The sequence below is a fragment of the Helicobacter pylori oki112 genome (assembly GCF_000600085.1).
Classification (GTDB): Bacteria; Campylobacterota; Campylobacteria; order Campylobacterales; family Helicobacteraceae; genus Helicobacter; species Helicobacter pylori_CY.
Window position 1 is genome coordinate 339,512 of the sequence record NZ_CP006821.1, and the last position, 21,129, is coordinate 360,640.

12 protein-coding genes are annotated in these 21,129 nt (G+C 40.5%); 11 read left to right on the forward strand and 1 reads right to left on the reverse strand.

Annotated features, from left to right (window positions below; translation table 11 throughout):
- Positions 1-28 precede the first annotated feature (28 nt).
- From imaA to HPOKI112_RS01680, 6 genes are all read left to right on the forward strand, one after another.
- Positions 29-8,737 (forward strand): immunomodulatory autotransporter protein ImaA, encoded by an 8,709-nt coding sequence (imaA, locus tag HPOKI112_RS01655; protein WP_025309646.1) that lies wholly within the window; start codon positions 29-31, stop codon positions 8,735-8,737.
- 47 nt (positions 8,738-8,784) lie between these two features.
- Complete coding sequence (gene lysA, locus HPOKI112_RS01660; protein ID WP_025309647.1) at positions 8,785-10,002, forward strand: diaminopimelate decarboxylase; 1,218 nt, start codon at positions 8,785-8,787, stop codon at positions 10,000-10,002.
- Positions 10,003-10,006: 4 nt separating this feature from the next.
- On the forward strand, positions 10,007-10,297 hold the full coding sequence (locus HPOKI112_RS01665) for a chorismate mutase (protein WP_001171389.1): 291 nt from the start codon (positions 10,007-10,009) through the stop codon (positions 10,295-10,297).
- Between the two features lie 12 nt (positions 10,298-10,309).
- Positions 10,310-11,182, forward strand: coding sequence for a DUF2156 domain-containing protein (locus HPOKI112_RS01670; RefSeq protein WP_025275663.1), 873 nt, complete (start codon positions 10,310-10,312; stop codon positions 11,180-11,182).
- The gene (locus tag HPOKI112_RS01675; protein ID WP_025275664.1) at positions 11,183-12,862 is read left to right on the forward strand and encodes a bifunctional chorismate-binding protein/class IV aminotransferase; all 1,680 of its coding nucleotides are present in this window, start codon (positions 11,183-11,185) and stop codon (positions 12,860-12,862) included.
- Between the two features lie 193 nt (positions 12,863-13,055).
- On the forward strand, positions 13,056-14,075 hold the full coding sequence (locus HPOKI112_RS01680; protein ID WP_025309648.1) for an aliphatic amidase: 1,020 nt from the start codon (positions 13,056-13,058) through the stop codon (positions 14,073-14,075).
- Positions 14,076-14,157: 82 nt separating this feature from the next.
- Here the strand turns inward: HPOKI112_RS01680 and flgL are convergent, their stop codons facing one another.
- The gene (gene flgL / locus HPOKI112_RS01685; RefSeq protein WP_025275665.1) at positions 14,158-16,644 is read right to left on the reverse strand and encodes a flagellar hook-associated protein FlgL; all 2,487 of its coding nucleotides are present in this window, start codon (positions 16,642-16,644) and stop codon (positions 14,158-14,160) included.
- Positions 16,645-16,886: 242 nt separating this feature from the next.
- Between flgL and rplU the strand changes: the two genes are divergently transcribed.
- From rplU to HPOKI112_RS01710, 5 genes are all read left to right on the forward strand, one after another.
- Positions 16,887-17,201: a 50S ribosomal protein L21 gene (rplU, locus tag HPOKI112_RS01690; protein WP_000119318.1), complete on the forward strand. Its 315-nt coding sequence runs from the start codon at positions 16,887-16,889 to the stop codon at positions 17,199-17,201.
- Positions 17,202-17,215: 14 nt separating this feature from the next.
- A complete protein-coding gene (gene rpmA / locus HPOKI112_RS01695) occupies positions 17,216-17,482 on the forward strand; it encodes a 50S ribosomal protein L27 (protein ID WP_000940618.1) in 267 nt (88 codons plus the stop codon).
- A gap of 116 nt (positions 17,483-17,598) precedes the next feature.
- Positions 17,599-19,248: an ABC transporter substrate-binding protein gene (locus HPOKI112_RS01700; RefSeq protein WP_025309649.1), complete on the forward strand. Its 1,650-nt coding sequence runs from the start codon at positions 17,599-17,601 to the stop codon at positions 19,246-19,248.
- A gap of 10 nt (positions 19,249-19,258) precedes the next feature.
- Positions 19,259-20,263 carry an ABC transporter permease gene (locus tag HPOKI112_RS01705; RefSeq protein WP_025275667.1) on the forward strand — a complete coding sequence of 335 codons (1,005 nt, stop codon included), beginning with the start codon at positions 19,259-19,261 and terminating at the stop codon, positions 20,261-20,263.
- Complete coding sequence (locus tag HPOKI112_RS01710; RefSeq protein WP_025276702.1) at positions 20,263-21,120, forward strand: ABC transporter permease; 858 nt, start codon at positions 20,263-20,265, stop codon at positions 21,118-21,120. Before HPOKI112_RS01705 ends, HPOKI112_RS01710 begins: the two co-directional genes overlap by 1 nt.
- The last annotated feature ends 9 nt before the right edge of the window (positions 21,121-21,129 follow it).

The window sequence follows — 21,129 nt, forward strand, 5'->3', positions numbered from 1 at the left end:
TATCTAGGAAATGAGAGAGTAGCATTTAATGAAAAAGTTTAAAAAGAAACCAAAAAGTATCAAACGATCGCATCAAAAAATCATCTTAAAGCGTCCTTTATGGTTTGTGCCTTTACTCATCGGTGGGTTTGCTAGTGGGGTGTATGCAGATGGAACAGATATTTTGGGGCTTAGCTGGGGGGAAAAAAGCCAAAAGGTATGCGTGCATCATCCATGGTATGCTATATGGAGTTGCGATAAATGGGAGGAAAAAACACAACAATACACAGGAAACCAACTCATCACAAAAACTTGGGCAGGGGGTAATGCGGCTAATTACTACCACACTCAAAACAACCAAAATATTACAGCCAATTTAAAAAATGATAACGGCACTTATTTTTTAAGCGGTCTGTATAACTACACCGGAGGGGAATATAATGGGGGGAATTTAGACATTGAATTAGGCAGTAACGCTACTTTTAATCTAGGTGCGAGTAGTGGGAATAGCTTCACTTCTTGGTATCCTAATGGGCATACTAATGTTACTTTTAGCGCTGGGACTATCACTGTGAATAACAGCGTAGAAGTGGGCAATCGTGTGGGATCGGGAGCTGGCACGCACACCGGCACAGCCACTTTAAACTTGAACGCTAATAAGGTCAATATCAATTCTAATATCAGCGCGTTTAAAACTTCGCAAGTGAATGTGGGTAATACTAACAGCACTATTACTATCGGTTCGGTTTCTTTAAGTGGGGATACTTGCAGTTCTTTAGCTAGTGTGGGCGTAGGGGCTAACTGCTCCACTTCTGGGCCTAGCTATTCTTTTAAAGGGACGACTAACGCTACGAATACGGCTTTTAGTAATGCAAGCGGCAGTTTCACTTTTGAAGAGAACGCCACTTTTAGTGGGGCAAAATGGAATGGGGGGACTTATACTTTTAATAAAGAGTTTAACGCTACCAATAATACCGCCTTTAATAGCGGTAGTTTTAATTTTAAAGGCACAAGTTCCTTTAATGGCGCTTCGTTTAGTAACGCTTCCTATACTTTTAACAATCAAGCCACCTTTCAAAACAGCTCCTTTAATGGGGGGACTTTTACTTTTAATAACCAGACCAATCAAAGCGCTCAGCACCCCCAAATTCAAAACAGCTCTTTTAGTGGTAATGCTACCATTCTTAAGGGTTCTGTAATTTTCCAGCAAGCCTTTAACAATTCAAACCACCAATTGACGATACAAAACGCCTCTTTCAATAACGCTAATTTTAACAATACCGGTAAAATCACCATTAATGAGAGTGCGAGTTTTAACGACACGACATTCAACACTTCTGTTGATACAAACAACATGAGTGTTACCGGTAGCGTTACTTTAAGCGGTAAGAATGACTTGAAAAATGGCTCAACCCTTGATTTTGGGAGTTCTAAAATCACTCTCACTCAAGGGACGACTTTCAATCTCACAAGTTTAAGCAGTGAGAAGAGCGTAACGATTTTAAATTCTAGCGGTGGGATCACTTATAACAATCTTTTAAACCATGCGCTCAATAGCTTGACAAACGCCCTAAAAACGAACGAAAGCTCTTCATTGCCGCAAAGTTTCGCTCAAGGTTTATGGGGCATGATCACTTACAATGGGGTTACCGGGCAGCTTTTGAATAAAAACGCTGCAACATCTAAAAATACTGACTCTTCGCCCTCTAAATCCTCTTCAAACCCTACGCAAGTCTATCAAGTGGGCTACAAAATAGGGGATACTATCTACAAACTGCAAGAAACTTTTAGCACTAATTCCATTATCATCCAAGCTTTAGAGAGCGGGACTTACACGCCACCCCCTACAATCAGCGGATCACAATTTGATTTATCCGCTTCAAATTATATTAATGCTGACATGCCTTGGTATGATCATAAATATTATATTCCTAAATCCCAAAATTTTACAGAGAGCGGGACTTATTACTTGCCGAGCGTTCAAATATGGGGGAGCTACACCAACTCGTTTAAACAAACCTTTAGCGCGAGTAATAGTAATCTGGTGATCGGGTATAACTCAACATGGACTGGAAATAGCGTTTCTTCTAGCGACACGGTGTCTTTTGGGGACACTTCAGGGAGCGTTCTTAATGGGCATTGCGGGCCTTGGCCCTATTACCAATGCACAGGCACGACTAATGGCACTTATAGCGCTTATCATGTGTATATCACAGCGAATCTGCGTTCTGGCAATCGTATAGGCACCGGTGGGGCAGCCAATCTAATCTTTAATGGGGTAGATAGTATCAATATCGCTAACGCTACCATCACGCAACATAACGCCGGAACTTATTCAAGCTCTATGACTTTTTCCACGCAAAACATGGACAATTCGCAGAATTTGAAGGGTTTAAATTCTAACGGCACGCTTTCGGTGTATGGCACCACTTTCACTAACCAAGCTAAATACGGGAAATTCATTTTCAATGCAGGGCAAGCGACTTTTGAAAACACCAGCTTTAATGGAGGGAGTTACCAATTCAGCGGTGATAGCTTGAATTTTTCAAATAACAACCAGTTCAATAGCGGTTCGTTTGAAATTAGTGCAAAAAACGCTTCGTTCAATAACGCTCACTTCAACAACAGCACTTCTTTTAATTTCAATAATTCTAACGCAACCACTTCGTTTATGGGGGATTTCACTAACGCTCATTCAAATTTGCAAATCGCCGGGAACGCTGTTTTTGGGAACTCTACTAATGGCTCTCAAAATAACGCTAATTTTAATAATACCGGCTCTGTTAATATTTTAGGGAATGCAACCTTTTATAATGTGGTGTTTAATGGCCCTACGAATACGAGCGTGAAAGGGCAAGTTACTTTAAATAACATCACTTTAAAAAACTTGAACGCTCCTTTGTCTTTTGGCGATGGGACAATTGTTTTTAACGCTCATTCGGTGATTAATATTGGTGAAGCTATCACTAATGGCAACCCTATCACCCTTGTAAGCTCTTCTAAAGAAATTGAATACAACAACGCTTTCAGTAAAAATCTATGGCAGCTCATCAACTACCAAGGGCATGGGGCAAGCAGTGAAAAGCTCGTCTCTAGCGTGGGTAATGGCGTCTATGATGTGGTGTATTTTTTCAATAACCAAACCTACAATTTCCAAGAGGTTTTTTCACCAAACAGCATTTCTATCCGGCGTTTGGGTGTTGGCATGGTGTTTGATTATATGGATATGGAAAAATCGGATCATTTGTATTATAAAGATGTTGTCGGTTTTATGACCTACATGCCTAATAGCTATAACAATAATTTAGGGAATTCAAACAACACCATTTACTATTACGACAAGAGCATTGATTTTTATGCGAGCGGGAAAACTCTATTCACTAAGGCGGAATTTTCTCAAATATTCACTGGGCAAAACAGCGCGATCGTTTTTGGGGCTAAAAGCATATGGACGGATGCGAGCGATGCGCCGCAATCTAATGCAATCATTCGCTTTGGGGACAATAAGGGAGCAGGGAGTAATGATGCGAGCGGGCATTGCTGGAACTTGCAATGCATAGGCTTTATTACAGGGCATTATGAAGCGCAAAAGATTTACATCACCGGCAGTATTGAAAGCGGGAATCGCATTTCTAGTGGTGGGGGCGCGAGCCTTAATTTTAACGGGCTTCAAGGCATTCTTTTAACGAACGCGACTTTGTATAACCGCGTCGCTGGCACGCAAAGCTCGTCTATGAATTTTGTCTCTAACAGCGCGAACATTCAGGTTCAAAACTCCTATTTTATAGACGATACCGCGCAAAATGGCGGTAACCCTAATTTCAGTTTCAACGCTTTGAATCTGGATTTTTCTAACAGCTCTTTTAGAGGCTATGTGGGGAAAACGCAATCTGTTTTTAAATTCAATGCCGTTAATGCGATCAGTTTCACCAACAGCACGAATTTAAGCTCTGGTTTGTATCAAATGCAAGCTAAAAGCGTGTTGTTTGACAATTCCAATTTAAGCGTTTCAGTGGGGACAAGCAGTATTAAAGCCAATGCGATCAATCTTTCTCAAAACGCCTCTATCAATGCGAGCAACCATTCAACCCTAGAGCTTCAAGGCGATTTGAATTTGAACGACACCAGCTCGCTCAACCTCAACCAAAGCGCCATCAATGTTTCCAATAACGCCACGATCAACGATTATGCGAGCTTGATTGCGAGCAATAACGCTCATATTAATTTTAACGGAGCGGTCAATTTCAATTCAGCGAATATCACTACGAGTTTGAATGATTCTTCTATCGTGTTTAAGGGAGCGATCTCTTTAGGAGGGCAGTTTAATTTAAGCAATAACTCTTCTTTAGATTTTCAAGGCTCTAGCGCTATTATCTCTAACACGGCGTTTAATTTCTACGATAACGCTTTTTCTCAAAGCCCCATCACTTTCCATCAAGCCCTTGACATTAAAGCACCCTTGAGTTTGGGAGGCAACCTCTTAAACCCTAACAACAGCAGCGTGCTGAATTTGAAAAACAGCCAGCTTGTTTTTAGCGATCAAGGGAGTTTGAATATCGCTAACATTGATTTACTAAGCGATCTAAACGATAATAAAAATCGTGTGTATAACATCATTCAAGCGGGTATGAATAATAATTGGTATGAGCGCATCAACTTCTTTGGCATGCACATCAGTGATGGGATCTATGACGCTATTAACCAAACTTATAGTTTCACTAACCCCCTTAATAACGCTCTAAAAATCACCGAGAGCTTTAAAGACAACCAGCTAAGCGTTACGCTCTCTCAAATCCCGGGTATTAAGAACACGCTTTATAACATTGGCTCTGAAGTCTTTAACTACCAAAAAGTTTATAACAACGCTAATGGCGTGTATTCTTATAGCGATGATGCAGAAGGCGTGTTTTACCTCACTAGCAATGTGAAAGGCTATTACAACCCTAACCAATCCTATCAAGCTAACGGCAGCAATAACACCACGAAAAATAATAATCTAACCTCTGAATCTTCTATCATCTCGCAAACCTATAACGCGCAAGGCAACCCTATTAGCGCATTACACATCTATAACAAGGGCTATAATTTCAATAATATCAAAGCGTTAGGGCAAATGGCTCTCAAACTCTACCCTGAAATCAAAAAGGTATTGGGGAATGATTTTTCGCTCTCAAGTTTGAGCGATCTAAACCCTAATGCCCTAAACCAGCTCACCAAACTCATCACGCCTAACGATTGGAAAAACATTAACGAGTTGATTGATAACGCAAACAATTCGGTGGTGCAAAATTTCAATAACGGCACTTTGATTATAGGAGCGACTAAAATAGGGCAAACAGACACCAATAGCGCGGTGGTTTTTGGGGGCTTGGGCTATCAAACACCTTGTGATTATACTGATATTGTGTGCCAAAAATTTAGAGGCACTTATTTAGGGCAGCTTTTGGAGTCTAGCTCGGCTGATTTGGGCTATATTGACACGACTTTTAACGCTAAAGAAATTTATCTTACCGGCACTTTAGGGAGCGGGAACGCATGGGGGACTGGGGGGAGCGCTAGCGTAACTTTTAACAGCCAAACTTCGCTCATTCTCAACCAGGCTAATATCGTAAGCTCGCAAACTGATGGGATCTTTAGCATGCTAGGGCAAGAGGGTATTAATAAGGTTTTCAATCAAGCCGGGCTTGCTAATATTTTGGGCGAAGTGGCGGTGCAATCCATTAATAAAGCCGGGGGATTAGGGAATTTGATAGTAAATACGCTAGGGAGTGGTAGTGTGATTGGGGGGTATTTAACGCCTGAACAAAAAAATCAAACCCTAAGCCAGCTTTTGGGGCAGAATAATTTTGATAACCTCATGAACGATAGCGGTTTGAATACAGCGATTAAGGATTTGATCAGACAAAAATTAGGCTTTTGGACCGGGCTAGTGGGGGGATTAGCCGGACTATGGGGCATTGATTTGCAAAACCCTGAAAAGCTTATAGGCAGCATGTCAATCAATGATTTATTGAGTAAAAAAGGGTTGTTCAATCAGATCACCGGCTTTATTTCCGCTAACGATATAGGGCAAGTGATAAGCGTAATGTTGCAAGATATTGTCAAACCGAGCAACGCTTTAAAAAACGATGTAATGGCTTTAGGCAAACAAATGATTGGCGAATTTTTAGGCCAAGACACGCTCAATTCTTTAGAAAGCTTGCTGCAAAACCAGCAGATTAAAAGCGTTTTAGACAAAGTCCTAGCGGCTAAAGGCTTAGGGCCTATTTATGAACAAGGTTTGGGGGATTTGATCCCTAATTTTGGTAAAAAGGGGCTTTTCGCTCCCTATGGTTTGAGTCAAGTGTGGCAAAAAGGGGATTTTAATTTCAACGCGCAAGGCAATGTTTTTGTGCAAAATTCCACTTTCTCTAACGCCAATGGAGGCACGCTCTCTTTTAACGCAGGAAATTCGCTCATTTTTGCCGGAAACAATCATATCGCTTTCACTAACCATTCTGGAACGCTTCAATTATTGTCTAATCAAGTTTCTAACATTAATATCACTACGCTTGATGCCAGCAACGGCCTTAAGATTAATGCCGGTAGTAACAATATTTCTGTGTCTCAAGGCGATCTGTTTATCAACGCTAGTTGCACGCAACAAAGCGATCCAACTGCAGCTGACGCTACAAACCCTTGCGCGCTTAGCGCCCAAAGCACGAATGGTGCTTCTAATGCGTCAAATAACATGCAAATCGCCTTGAATAATAACGATGAAAGCTTGATGGTTACGGCGAATGATTTCAATTTTTCAGGCAATATTTACGCTAATGGGGTGGTTGATTTTTCAAAAATTAAAGGCTCTGCAAACATTAAAAACCTGTATCTTTACAATAACGCTCAATTCCAAGCCAACAACCTCATTATTTCCAATCAAGCGGTGTTAGAGAAAAACGCCAGCTTTACAGCCAATAATTTAAACATTCAAGGAGCGTTTAACAACAACGCCACGCAAAAAATAGAGGTGCTTCAAAATTTAACGATCGCTTCAAACGCTTCCTTAAGCACCGGGATTTACGGGTTAGAAGTAGGGGGGTCTTTGAATAATTTTGGAACGATACATTTTAATTTAGAAAACATTCAAACGCCAACGCCGCTCATTCAAGCAGAGGGGATCATCAATCTCAACACCACCCAAACGCCTTTTATCAATGTCAATAACAGCATGGCCAATAATACGACTTACACTTTATTAAAAAGCAGCCGTTACATTGATTACAATATCAACCCTAACAGCTTGCAATCGTATTTGAAGCTCTATACCTTAATCAATATCAACGGAAACCACATAGAGGAAAAAAACGGCGTATTGACTTATTTGGGCCAACGGGTTTTGTTGCAAGATAAGGGGTTATTGTTAAGCGTAGCGCTGCCTGGCTCAAACAACGCCCATCAAAACAACATTTTAAGCCTTTCTGTCCTTCATGACCAGATTAAAATGTCTTATGGCAACAAGATCATGGACTTTACCCCCCCTACCTTACAAGATTACATTGTGGGCATTCAAGGGCAAAGCGCGCTCAATCAAATTGAAGCTATAGGGGGGAATAACGCTATCAAGTGGCTTTCAACATTGATGATGGAAACGAAAGAAAACCCGCTTTTTGCACCGATTTATTTAAAAAACCACTCTTTGAATGAAATCTTAGGCGTAACAAAAGATCTTCAAAACACCGCAAGCTTGATTTCTAACCCTAATTTTAGGGATAACGCTACCAACCTTTTAGAATTGGCGAGTTACACCCAACAAACCAGCCGTTTAACAAAACTCTCTGATTTTAGGGCTAGAGAGGGAGAGTCTGCTTTTTCTGAGCGCTTGTTAGAGCTTAAAAACAAGCGTTTTAGCGATCCTAACCCTGGAGAGGTTTTTGTCAAACACTCTCAACTTAGCAAACACCCCAATAACCTTTGGGTTCAAGGGGTGGGGGGAGCGAGCTTTATTTCTGGGGGCAATGGCACGCTTTATGGCTTGAATGTGGGCTATGACAGGTTGGTTAAAAATGTGATCCTTGGGGGTTATGTGGCTTATGGCTATAGCGACTTTAATGGGAACATCATGCATTCTTTGGGTAATAATGTGGATGTGGGGATGTATGCGAGGGCTTTTTTAAAAAGAAACGAATTCACTTTGAGCGCGAATGAAACTTATGGAGGCAATGCAACTAGTATCAATTCTTCTAATTCTTTGCTTTCTGTGTTGAACCAACGCTACAGCTACAACACCTGGACAACGAGCGTGAATGGGAATTACGGCTATGATTTCATGTTCAAACAAAAAAGCGTGGTGCTAAAACCTCAAGTGGGCTTGAGCTATCATTTTATAGGCTTGAGCGGGATGAAAGGCAAAATGAATGATGCCGCTTACAAACAGTTTCTCATGCATTCAAACCCCTCTAACGAATCGGTTTTAACGCTCAACATGGGGTTAGAGAGCCGTAAATATTTTGGTCAAAATTCCTATTATTTTGTAACGGCGAGATTGGGTAGGGATCTTTTGGTCAAATCTAAAGGCGGCAATACGGTGCGTTTTGTGGGCGAAAACACTTTATTGTATCGCAAGGGGGAAGTTTTCAACACTTTTGCGAGCGTGATCACAGGAGGCGAAATGCATTTGTGGCGTTTGATGTATGTGAATGCGGGGGTGGGGCTTAAGATGGGCTTACAATACCAAGACATTAATATAACTGGGAATGTGGGCATGCGAGTGGCGTTTTAGCTTTTTTGCTATAATGCTTCGTTCAAATTTTATGGTTAGGTTTTTCTATGTTTAATTATGAAGAGCTGTTTCAAACTTATAAAACCCCTTTTTACCTCTATGATTTTGACAAAATCAAACAGGCTTTTTTGAATTATAAAGAAGCGTTTAAGGGGCGTAAGTCTTTGATTTGCTACGCTTTAAAGGCGAATTCCAATTTGAGTATCCTCTCTTTATTAGCCCATTTAGAGAGTGGGGCGGATTGCGTTTCCATAGGCGAGATATATAGGGCTTTAAAAGCCGGGATCAAGCCTTATAGGATCGTGTTTAGCGGGGTGGGTAAGAGCGGATTTGAAATAGAACAAGCCCTAAAACTCAACATTTTATTTTTGAATGTAGAAAGTTTTATGGAATTAAAAACGATTGAAACAATCGCTCAATCTTTAGGGATAAAGGCCAGGATTTCCATTAGAATCAACCCTAACATTGACGCTAAAACGCACCCCTATATTTCTACCGGTTTGAAAGAAAATAAATTTGGCGTGGGAGAAAAAGAAGCTTTAGAAATGTTTCTTTGGGCTAAAAAAAGCGCGTTTTTAGAGCCTGTTAGCGTGCATTTTCATATCGGCTCACAGCTATTAGATTTAGAGCCGATTATAGAAGCGAGCCAAAAGGTGGCTAAAATCGCTAAATCTTTGATCGCGCTAGGGATAGATTTGCGTTTTTTTGATGTGGGAGGAGGCATTGGCGTGAGCTATGAAAATGAAGAAACGATCAAGCTTTATGATTACGCGCAAGGGATTTTAAACGCGCTTCAAGGCTTGGATTTGACTATTATTTGTGAGCCGGGTCGATCCATCGTGGCTGAGAGTGGGGAATTGATCACGCAGGTTTTGTATGAAAAAAAGGCTCAAAACAAGCGCTTTGTGGTTGTGGATGCGGGCATGAATGATTTCTTGCGCCCCAGTTTGTATCATGCTAAGCATGCCACAAGGGTCATAACGCCCTCTAAGGGGCGTAAGATCTCGCCTTGCGATGTGGTAGGGCCTGTGTGTGAGAGCAGCGACACTTTTTTAAAAGATGTCCATTTGCCAGAATTAGAGCCAGGCGATAAAATAGCGATTGAGAAGGTTGGGGCTTATGGCTCTAGCATGGCCAGTCAATACAATTCGCGCCCTAAACTCTTAGAATTAGCCCTAGAAGATCACAAAATCAGAGTGATTAGAAAAAGAGAGGCTTTAGAAGATTTATGGCGGCTAGAAGAAGAAGTCTTAAAAGGGGTTTGATTAGATGCAAAAGAATTTGGATAGTCTTTTAGAAAATTTAAGGGCTGAAATTGATGCGTTGGATAATGAATTGAGCGATCTTTTAGACAAACGCTTAGAAATCGCTTTAAAAATCGCTCTCATCAAACAAGAAAGCCCCATTTATTGCCCTAAAAGAGAGCGAGAAATTTTAAAACGACTCAGCCAAAGGGATTTCAAGCATTTGAATGGAGAAATTCTTACGGGTTTTTATGCAGAGGTTTTTAAGATTTCTAGAAAATTTCAAGAAAACGCCCTAAAAGAGTTAAAGAAATAAAAGAGAGTTGCCATGTTTGAAAAAATTACCCTAGCGCATAAGGACTTGTTTTCAAGGTTTTTACAAACTCAAAAAATCGTTTTATCGGATGTGAGTTTTACCAATTGCTTTTTATGGCAGCACGCAAGGCTCATTCAAGTGGCGGTGATTAGGGATTGTTTGGTGATTCAAACCACTTATGAAAATCAAAAACCCTTTTATTTCTATCCTATCGGTAAGAATGCGTTTGAATGCGTGAAAGAGCTTTTAAAGCGAGAAAAAAATTTAAGATTCCACTCTTTGACTTTAGAGCAAAAAGATGATTTGAAAGACAATTTTGTAGGGGTGTTTGATTTCACTTACAACAGAGACAGGAGCGATTACGTTTATTCTATTGAAGAACTGATCGCTTTAAAAGGGAAAAAATACCATAAGAAAAAAAACCACTTAAACCAGTTTTTAACCAATTGCGCGAATTTTGTTTATGAAAAGATTTCTCCTCAAAATAAAAAGGAAGTTCTAGAAGCCTCCAAAGAATGGTTTTTAGAAAGCCAAACTGATGATATAGGGTTAATCAACGAAAATAAGGGCATTCAAAGCGTTTTAGAAAATTATGAAAGCTTGGATTTAAAGGGGGGGCTTGTTAGGGTTAATGGAGAAATAGTCTCGTTTAGTTTTGGAGAAGTTTTAAACGAAGAGAGCGCGCTCATTCACATTGAAAAAGCCCGTGCAGATATTGCGGGCGCGTATCAGATCATCAACCAGCAATTGCTTTTGAATGAATTTAGCCATTTAACTTACGCTAACAGAGAAGAAGATCTAGGATTAGAGGGTTTGAGAAGGTCTAAAATGAGCTATAACCCAGTGTTTTTGATAGACAAATACGAAGCCGTTGCTAGAAATTAAATGATTTTTGGGGATTTTAAGTATCAAAAAAGGGTTAAAAAACTCACCGCCACCAATCTTAATGAGCTTAAAAACGCCCTGGATTTCATCTCTCAAAATAGGGGGAATGGGTATTTTGTGGGGTATCTTTTATACGAAGCGCGCTTAGCGTTTTTAGATGAAAAATTTCAAAGCCAAACCCCTTTTTTGTATTTTGAACAATTTTTAGAAAGAAAAAGATACTCTTTAGAGCCTTTAAAAGAGCATGCGTTTTACCCTAAAATCCACAGCTCTTTAGATCAAAAAACTTATTTCAAGCAGTTTAAAGCCGTTAAAGAATATCTCAAAAACGGCGATACCTATCAAGTGAATCTCACGATGGATTTGTTTTTAGACACTAAAGCCAAGCTAGAGCGTGTTTTTAAGGAAGTGGCACACAACCAAAACACGCCTTTTAAGGCTTTTATAGAAAATGAGTTTAGGAGCGTTTTAAGCTTTTCGCCGGAATTGTTTTTTGAATTAGAGTTTTTAGACACAGCGATTAAGATTATTACAAAACCCATGAAAGGCACGATCGTGCGCTCAAAAAACCCCTTAATAGATGAAAAAAACCGATTGTTTTTGCAAAATGATGACAAAAATAGAAGTGAAAATGTGATGATTGTGGATTTACTGCGTAACGATTTGAGCCGTTTAGCCTTAAAAAATAGCGTGAAAGTCAATCAATTGTTTGAAATCATCAGCTTGCCTAGCGTGCATCAAATGATAAGCGAGATTGAAGCGAAATTGCCCCTAAAAACCAGCTTGTTTGAGATTTTTAAGGCGTTGTTCCCTTGCGGCTCTGTGACCGGATGCCCTAAAATAAAAACCATGCAAATCATTGAAAGTTTAGAAAAACGCCCTAGGGGGGTGTATTGCGGGGCGATAGGCATGGTTGGAGAAAAAAAAGCCCTTTTTAGCGTGCCTATCCGCACTTTAGAAAAAAGAGTGCATGAAGATTTTTTGCATTTAGGGGTAGGGAGTGGGGTAACTTATAAAAGTAAAGCGCCAAAGGAATATGAAGAGAGCTTTTTAAAATCCTTTTTTGTGATGCCCAAAATAGAATTTGAGATTGTAGAGACGATGAAAATTATCAAAAAGGATCAAAAATTAGAGATCAATAATAAAAACGCCCATAAAGAACGCTTAATGCATAGCGCTCGATATTTTAACTTTAAATACGATGAAAATCTTTTAGACTTTGAATTGGAAAAAGAAGGGGTTTTAAGGGTTTTACTCAACAAAAAGGGCAAGCTCATTAAAGAATACAAAAATTTAGAGCCTTTAAAAAGCCTAGAAATCCGTTTGAGTGAAGCCCCCATTGATAAGCGCAATGATTTTTTATACCACAAGACCACTTATGCCCCTTTTTATCAAAACGCTCGAGCGCTCATTAAAAAAGGCGTTATTTTTGATGAAATCTTTTATAACCAGGATCTAGAACTCACTGAGGGCGCTAGGAGCAATCTTGTTTTAGAAATCCATAACAGGCTTTTAACCCCTTATTTTAGCGCGGGCGCGTTAAACGGGACGGGTGTTGTGGGGTTGTTAAAAAAGGGTCTTGTTGAGCATGCCCCTTTAAAATTACACGATCTGCAAAGAGCGGCTAAAATTTATTGCATTAATGCTTTATATGGCTTAGTGGAAGTGAAAATCAAATAACCATAAAGATAGAGTGCCTAAAACCTCATTTTTAGAAATAGGTTACCAAATGGAGCAAAAAAGTTAAAACTCGCCCACAATAATCATAATAATTAAAGTTTTCATATTCATTATAAATCCGTTTACACAATTATTTTATAAGTTCAAGTAGAGGGTTTGTAGGAACTCTCATCAAAAAAATAAGGAACATAATATGAGACATGGAGATATTAGTAGCAGCCCAGATACTGTGGGTGTAGCGGTAGTTAATTATAAGATGCCTAGACTCCACACTAAGAATGAGGTGTTGGAAAATTGTCGCAATATCGCTAAGGTGATTGGTGGGGTCAAACAAGGTTTGCCCGGGTTGGATCTGATTATTTTCCCCGAATACAGCACGCATGGGATTATGTATGACAGACAAGAAATGTTTGACACAGTCGCCAGCGTTCCCGGAGAAGAAACCGCAATCTTTGCTGAGGCTTGTAAGAAAAACAAGGTTTGGGGAGTGTTCTCTTTGACGGGGGAAAAACACGAACAAGCTAAAAAGAATCCCTATAATACTTTGATTCTTGTCAATGATAAGGGTGAGATCGTGCAAAAATACCGCAAAATCTTGCCTTGGTGCCCTATTGAATGTTGGTATCCTGGGGATAAAACTTATGTGGTTGATGGGCCTAAGGGTTTGAAAGTTTCTTTGATTATTTGCGATGATGGAAACTACCCTGAAATTTGGCGCGATTGCGCGATGCGTGGGGCAGAACTCATTGTGCGCTGTCAAGGTTACATGTATCCGGCTAAAGAGCAACAAATTGCGATAGTGAAAGCTATGGCGTGGGCTAATCAATGCTATGTAGCGGTAGCGAATGCGACCGGCTTTGATGGGGTGTATTCCTATTTTGGGCATTCTAGCATTATTGGTTTTGATGGGCATACTTTGGGCGAATGCGGGGAAGAAGAAAATGGTCTTCAATACGCTCAACTTTCCGTGCAACAAATCCGTGATGCGAGAAAATACGACCAAAGCCAAAACCAACTCTTCAAACTCTTGCACAGAGGTTATAGTGGGGTTTTTGCTAGTGGCGATGGGGATAAGGGTGTGGCGGAATGCCCTTTTGAGTTCTATAAAACTTGGGTTAATGACCCCAAAAAAGCTCAAGAAAATGTAGAAAAAATCACTCGCCCAAGCGTGGGTGTGGCCACTTGTCCTGTAGGCGATTTGCCCACGAAATAAAGGGCAAAAGGAGGGGGGCTTCATAGAAGCTTGAAAGCAATGTTAATATCTCTTTTTAGAACGCTTAAAAACCACCAAAAGACTACAAATACTTCGTTAAAGACAAATTATTGATTTTGTTCGTGGAAGCCAAAACAGCGTTATAGTTGTTAGTGAGATTGGAAAACTTGTTATAAGTTTCTGCCATATCCGTGCCGGTCGTTTCCCCACGAATGCTTTGAACTTGCGTTTTTAAAACTTCATTACGCCTGATAATGTTCTCAAACGCCTTACCATGAGCGCCGTTTTTAGCGATCATTTTTTCTATGTGATCGCTCAAGTGATCTATAAGGGTGATGCCGTTTTGAATGCCTAAATTACGCATATCACTAGAATAAGTATCCCCTAAAGCGTCCGGGCGATAAATCCCTTTTCTTACCGAAGTGATGGTATTTTCTAATTGATCAAAAAAATTCACGCTGGGCTTGTCAATAATGAGAGCGTTATTAGCGTTTAATTTAAGGCTTGGTTTGTCGCTGTGTAAGGCGTTTTGAGAAAAATCATTCGCGTCTTTATCAAAAAGCATGAACTGCATTTTGGTGTTTGAATGCATGTTGTCTTGGATAATGACTTTTCCCTCTTCATTCAAATTAACAGAAAGGTTGTCTTTAGCTTGTTTTAACAATTCAATAAAGCGCTCCTTGCTTTCTTTGGAAGTAGGGTTATCGCTGATTTGTTGGTAGATTGCAGGATCAGTATTGCTGTAATTGAGCGCAATACTCATCGCATCCATGAGCTGCCTGTAAGTGACTTCATTGGGTTTAGACGCTTGAATATCAGCGGTTGTGGGGTCATAAAGTGGGATTTTAACGCCATTAGGCAAACTCAAAAAAGCCCCATTAGGATCCAAATTCATTTGCGCTTCTAAAAATAAGCCATTCACATCGTTTAATTTCATGTTAAAAACGCTATTTTCTAAACTCCCCTTAGAGACTTCACTCAGTTTAGTAGAGCCATTAGCTGCGCCATTTTGAGCGGTTTGAGCGACATTGCTTTCTAATTTTGCCCCTTCTTTATTGAAGTAGGTTTTTTGGTATTCGCTTGCGTTATTAGTGGGGATACCGGCCACTTCTAGCCCTTTTTGATCTAGGGTGCTTAAAGCCAAAGAAATAGGCGATTCTTTAGAAGAATTATCAATGATTCTCAAACGCCCGTTTGTTGCAATTTCCACATCCACTTCATTATTGAAGCGTTCTTTAATCGCGTCTTTCAAATCTTTAATCGTAGAATTTTTCACATCTAAAAGAATGGGAATATCCAAATAAACAGGGAGGTTTGGGATTTGAATAGCGCTTGAATTGTCCAAGCGGCTGGCGTTGATTTTTAAAGTTTCCACCTTATCGCCAAAAATCTCGCTCAATTTGGTGTTTTTGTTAGCTAAAACATTGTCTTTAGTGACAAACACGCTAGGGATTTCAAGCACTTTAGGATTATACATGTTAGGCACCGCTTTAACTTGGCTCAAACTCCTATCCGTTACAAACGCGCTTTTGACGTATTCAGTAACCCTTTTAGCGCTCGAACGCAAGGCGTCTAAATCATCAAAATCCCCATCGCTAGAAATCAAATGAAAATCCAAATTTTTACTGCCAGGCGTTAGGTTTTTGATCTCAATTTGCCCCCAATTATTCAAGCTCACATCCACGACTTTATTTTGCGAAGTGTTCCCGTAAGCGTGAGCGATTTTATCCAACAAATCGCTCACTTTAGTCGCGCTTTCTTTGTTCTGGTAGGCTTTAGAGAGCACGAATTTTTCTTTAAAACTAGAGCCATCAGGCCTAACGCCTTGCAAATAAAAAAACTCTTTAGGGTCATTAGTGGGGTCTTTGTCGTTATCGCCGATGAGTTCTCGCAAGGTATCATTGGGTTTAATAAAAACTTCTTCAGGTAATGAAGAATGCTCTAAAGCGTCCATCACATCAGGGTGGAGCTTGTTTTGATTGAATAATTTAATGTTGGTGGTGATGAGTTTGTGTTTGTCTTTATCTGTGCCTAAAAACAAATCTTGCCCGCTGATATTATAAGGCACAAGGTTATCAGAGCTAATAAGCGCGTTTAAATCTTCGCCATTGCCATGGTATTTCCCATTACTATCAATGGGAGGTCTATCCACCTTACTGCCCCCAAATAAAAATTCCCCCCCTATAGAGGTGTTAGCAACATTCATCATATGCTCCCTCAAGCGTTCTAAATCGTTAGCGATAGCGGCGCGAGAAGTTTCTGAATGCACATCGTTAGCGGATTGGATGAGCTTGGTTTTAAATGCCTCCATCGTTTTAGAAAATTCTTGCAAGGCTTTGTCGGTATTGAGCGTTGAAGTGTAAGCGTTTTTGGCCACATCAATGCCTTGATCCAAGGTGTTTTCTTCGTATTGGAATTTTAAATTCTGGTTGTTAATGTCGCTGTTTTGATAACCATAACGGATTTTTAGCCCTGAAGCGATCTGCGTGTTAGCGTCGTTGATTTTATTTTGTAAAGCGTTTTGATAATTATTCATTTGGTTGTATTTTGAGCCAAAGGTAACGCGCATGATCAAATCCTTATTGGTTTTTTAACAAACAAGCTAAAAGTATTCCAAAATAAGCTTAATAACAATTGCGAGTGGTTTGAGTGGGGCAATGCGGGGTAATAATGGCGGGTTAAATGGGGTGTTTTTGAGTAAAAAAATTCTTTTAATATGAATTTAATCTCAATTTAAAGTTACATTTTAGCAAATACTCACTATAATAAGCGTTTATTTTAAAAAGAGCGTTCAATTTTTAAGGAATAGAAATGTCATACGCAATATTCAAGCATGGCGGTAAGCAATATAAAGTCGTTGAAGGCGATATTGTTTTACTGGACAAAATGGATAAAGAGCCTAAGGCTTTAGTGGAATTAGTGGAAGTGTTAGCCGTGTCCAAAGAGGGCAAACTCTCTTGTGGGAAACCCTTTGTGAATGGGGCTAAAATTGAAGCGGAAGTGATCAATGAAGGGCGCGGCAAAAAAGTCATCACTTTCAAAAAACGCCGCCGAAAAGACAGCAAAACCAAGCGTGGTTTTAGAAGAGATTTCACTCGTGTGAGAATCACTAAAATTGTAGCCTAAAGGAGTATTAAACAATGGCACACAAGAAAGGTCAAGGGAGCACGCAGAATAACAGAGATTCTGCAGGAAGACGCTTAGGCGTGAAAAAATTTGGCTCAGAATTTGTGAGAGCAGGGAATATTATCGTGCGCCAAAGAGGCACTAAAATGCACCCCGGTAATAATGTGGGCATGGGGAAAGACCATACCTTATACGCGCTCATAGATGGCGTTGTGAAGTTTGAGCATAAAGACAGAAACCGCAAGAAGGTTTCTGTGGTTAGTCAAAATTTTGGGGAATAGGGTAACCTTTGAAGGTCAATTAAACCTTTAGGTGTTTGTGAAACGCCTATAAACGCTATAAAATATTTATAATTTAGATCTCTATCCTTTATAGAATTTGTTGTGGAGACTGGCTTATGAATAATGTTTTTGTTAAGGGTTTGTTTTTTTTTCTTTTGTTGTTTGGGTTCTTTTTGAAAGCTTCAGAAAACCCAAACGCTACTCTTAATCCATCTAAAGAAAATGTTTCTGTTGAAGAGCGAAAGCGTTTTGGAGGCGTTTTGGTTTTTGCTAGAGGCGCTGATGGCTCAAGCATGGATCCCGCCTTAGTAACTGATAGCGAAAGCTATGTGGCAACGGGCAATATTTATGACACGCTCGTGCAATTCAAATACGGCACCACAGAAATTGAACCCGCTTTAGCGACAAGCTGGGAAATATCCCCAGATGGTCTTGTATATACCTTTCATTTACGCAAAGGGGTTTATTTCCACCAGACGAAGTATTGGAATAAAAAAGTAGAGTTTAGCGCTAAAGATGTGCTGTTTTCTTTTGAGCGCCAGATGGATAAGGCTAAACGATACTATAGCCCAGGGGCTAAAAGCTATAAGTATTGGGAAGGCATGGGCATGTCTCATATTATCAAGAGCATTGAAGCTTTAGATGACTACACGATCAAATTCACGCTTAATGAGCCAGAAGCCCCTTTCCTAGCGAATTTAGGCATGGACTTTTTGAGTATTTTGAGCAAAGATTACGCTGATTACTTGGCTCAAAATAATAAAAAAGACGAGTTGGCTAAAAAGCCTGTTGGGACAGGGCCTTTCAAATTCTTTTTGTGGAATAAAGATGAGAAAATCATTCTTTTAAAAAATCAAGATTATTGGGGGCCTAAAGCTTATTTAGACAAAGTGGTGGTGCGCACCATTCCTAATTCTTCCACTCGCGCCTTGGCGTTAAGAACTGGCGAAATCATGCTCATGACTGGGCCTAACCTTAATGAAGTGGAGCAGTTAGAAAAACTTCCTAATATCGTGGTGGATAAAAGCCCCGGGCTGATCGCTAATTGGCTTTCATTGAACACGCAAAAAAAGTATTTTAACAACCCTTTGGTGCGTTTGGCTATCAATCATGCGATTAATGTGGATGATTACATTAAGGTGATTTATGAAGGCTTTGCCCAAAAAATGGTCAATCCTTTCCCGCCCACTATATGGGGTTATAACTACAACATCAAACCCTATGAATACGATTTGAAAAAGGCTAAGGAATTATTGAAGCAAGCGGGGTATCCTAACGGCTTTAAAACCACCATTTTTACCACTTCCACTCGTAACCCAAAAGGAGCGGTGTTCATACAAGCGAGCCTGGCTAAAATTGGCATTGATGTGAAAATTGAAGTGTATGAGTGGGGGGCTTATTTGAAAAGAACGGGATTAGGCGAACATGAAATGGCGTTTGCAGGCTGGATGGCAGACATTGCGGATCCGGATAATTTCTTATACACCTTATGGAGCAAGCAAGCCGCCTCAGCCATACCCACTCAAAATGGTTCCTTTTATAAGAGCGACGCCTTTTCCGATCTGCTCATAAAGGCTAAACGGGTTTCGGATCAAAAGGAGAGGGAAGCCCTTTATTTAAAGGCTCAAGAAATTATCCATAAAGACGCGCCCTATGTGCCTTTAGCCTACCCTTATTCAGTGGTGCCGCACTTGTCTAAAGTCAAAGGCTATAAAACGACAGGGGTGAGCGTGAATCGCTTCTTTAAGGTGTATTTAGAAAAATAAAAGGGGTTGTATGCTGAGTTTTATCATTAAGCGTATTTTGTGGGCGATCCCCACGCTGTTTGGAGTGAGCGTCATTGTGTTTATGATGGTGCATTTAGTGCCAGGAGATCCGGCGTTAGTGATTTTAGGCGAAAAGGCCAATCAAGCCGCTATTGACGCTTTAAGAGAGCAATTTGGATTGAATAAGCCCTTGATAGAGCAGTATTTTTTCTTTATCAATAATGTGTTGCATGGCAATTTTGGCACTTCTATCATGACTGGTGAGCCTGTGATGCATGAGTTTTGGCAACGCTTCCCGGCTACGGTGGAATTAGCTTTGATCGCTTTATTTATGGCTCTTGCTTTGGGCATTAGCGTTGGCGTGTTAGCCGCGATCAAACGCTATAGCGTGTTTGATTATTCCAGCATGACTTTCGCTTTAGCCGGGATTTCTATGCCGGTGTTTTGGTTAGGGCTTATGCTGATTTATATCTTTAGCGTGCAATTGGGGTGGTTGCCTGTTTTTGGGCGTTTGAGCGATGTGTATTATTTAGATGGCCCCACAGGTCTTTATTTGATAGACAGCCTGATCGCAGGAGATTATGGGGCGTTTGTGGATACGATCAAGCACTTGATTTTGCCTAGCATTGTGTTAGCCACGGTTTCTACCGCTGTCATTGCGAGGATGACTCGCGCGAGCATGGCAGAAGTGTCTAAAGAAGATTATGTGCGCACCGCTAAAGCTAAGGGGTGCAGCTCCTTTAGGGTGATTTTTGTGCACACTTTGCGTAACGCTTTAATCCCTGTAACGACTATCGCAGGCTTGATGCTGGCCGGGCTTTTAGGGGGGAGCATGATAACTGAAACGGTTTTCTCATGGCCTGGGATTGGTAAGTGGATCGTTAATGCGCTCAACCAGCGCGATTTCCCGATTATCCAGTCCATGTCTTTGATTATCGCCATGATGTATATTGGGGCTAATCTCTTAGTGGATATTTTATACGCTTTTATTGATCCTAGAATAAGGTTGTCATAATGGAGTCTTTTAGAGAGTTTATCCAACAATTCAAAAAAAATAAGGCGGCAGTAGTTGGCACATGGATTGTGCTTTTATTGGTGGTTTGCGCGATTTTTGCGCCCCTTTTGGCTCCGCATGATCCTTATGTGCAAAACGCGCAAGATCGCCTTTTAAAGCCTATATGGGAACATGGGGGGAATGCTAAATACCTTTTAGGCACCGATGATTTGGGGCGCGATATTTTGAGCCGCTTGATCTATGGGGCTAGGATTTCTTTAACCATAGGGATTGTTTCTATGGGGATTGCGGTGTTTTTTGGCACGATATTAGGGCTAATAGCGGGGTATTTTGGGGGGAAAACCGATGCGATTATCATGCGTATCATGGATATTATGTTCGCTTTGCCCTCCATTTTATTGATCGTGATTGTGGTTGCGGTGTTAGGGCCTTCACTCACTAACGCCATGCTCGCTATTGGGTTTGTGGGGATTCCTGGGTTTGCAAGATTGGTGCGCAGTTCTGTGCTGGGCGAAAAAGAAAAAGAATATGTGATCGCTTCTAAAATCAATGGCTCTTCGCATCTTCGTTTGATGTGTAAGGTGATTTTCCCTAATTGCATCATCCCTTTAATCGTGCAAACGACAATGGGTTTTGCTTCCACGGTTTTAGAAGCGGCTGCGCTGAGCTTCTTAGGTCTTGGGGCCCAACCTCCCAAACCCGAATGGGGAGCGATGCTGATGAACTCCATGCAATACATCGCTACCGCTCCTTGGATGCTTGTTTTCCCTGGGGTGATGATTTTTTTAACGGTCATGAGTTTTAATCTGGTAGGCGATGGTATCATGGACGCTTTAGATCCTAAACGGGCCTCTTAAAAGGAGCTT